Origin of the sequence: Pseudoalteromonas sp. SK18, assembly GCF_001974855.1 — a bacterium.
GTDB lineage: Bacteria > Pseudomonadota > Gammaproteobacteria > Enterobacterales > Alteromonadaceae > Pseudoalteromonas.
In genome coordinates this window covers 1-1,266 of record NZ_MTQB01000062.1, presented here as the reverse complement: position 1 = coordinate 1,266, position 1,266 = coordinate 1, and the positions used below count along the sequence as shown (strand labels likewise).

General features: G+C 40.4%; 1 protein-coding gene. It reads right to left on the bottom strand.

Annotated elements, in window-relative coordinates; all coding sequences use genetic code 11:
• Positions 1 to 8: 8 nt before the first annotated feature.
• A protein-coding gene (locus tag BW139_RS18120; RefSeq protein WP_139336352.1) for an IS3 family transposase occupies positions 9 to 1,189 on the bottom strand; the annotation gives its coding sequence in 2 pieces (ribosomal slippage) (positions 9 to 931 and positions 931 to 1,189; 1,182 coding nt in all).
• Between the last annotated feature and the right edge of the window lie 77 nt (positions 1,190 to 1,266).

Sequence of the window (1,266 nt, the reverse complement as noted above, 5' to 3'; positions counted from 1 at the left end):
TGTAGTGGTCAACTAATTTTGGCCACAGTTTTAGAATCTTGGTATCTAACCTCAGATTCATTTGGCGCTAAACCAGCATTATAATGATGTGGCCTAACGTTGTTGTAATATCCGTTGATATAATCACTCACACTATATTTAGCATCTTTAAAGTTTTCGTATCCAACCTTTGGCATCCACTCCGTTTTAAAGCTTCTAAAAAATCGCTCCATTGGCGCATTATCCCAACAATTTCCGCGCCTGCTCATACTTTGTGTAATTTTATAGCGCCATAAACGTTGACGATATTTTAAACTTGTATAATGACTACCTTGGTCTGAATGAAACATCAGTCCTGTCGGTTTTCCTCTACTTTCATACGCGAGTTCAAGTGCTTTTAACGTTAAATTAGTATCTGGCGACAACGACATGGCCCAGCCAACTACTTTACGTGCAAATAAATCAATTACAACGGCTAAATAAGCCCAGCGATTACCTACCCAAATATACGTCACATCACCGCACCACACTGTATCTGGCTCAACAACATCAAATTGTCTATCAAGCAGGTTTGGAATTTCAAGGTGTTCATTACCACCACGTTTATATGAATGTTGAGGTACTTGGCAGCTTTCAAGCTTTAATTTAACCATTAGCTTAGCAGCACGATAACGACTCAATTCAAAATCATTGTTCGTTGCTATTGCCGCGATTGTCCGCGCCCCAGCTGAGCCGCCGCTCATTGCATGTATGGCTTTAACTTCAGCTTCTAGCCTTATTTGCTCTGGCGTCGGCGTTGTATCCCGTATAGCCCAATATTTATAGCTGCTACGATGCACATTGAATACGTTACACAGCACGCTAATTGGGTAACGCTCTCGTTGATTTAGTTTCTCAATTAACGAGAATTGTTCAGGGAGTCGGACATCAAGAGAGCGGTAGCCTTTTTTAATATATCCTTTTCTAATTCAATGCGTTGGATTTGCTTTTTAAGTTCGCGGATTTCAATTTGTTCGGGCGTCATTGGTGAAGCAGATGGTGCTTGACCATTACGTTCTTGCTTTAATTGAGTAACCCACTTACTTACAGTTGATTTACCAACACCCATAGCCTTGGCTGCATCCTCTTGCGTATAACCTTGGTCAACTACAAGCTGAGCTGTTTCTAATTTGATTGCCGCAGAATACGTTGCGCGTTTTAATTTCGTCATTTTTTCACCCAAATTTGTATGCTTATTAGCATAACATTTCTTTCTTAATGGGTGGCCAAATTAACTATGCCACTACA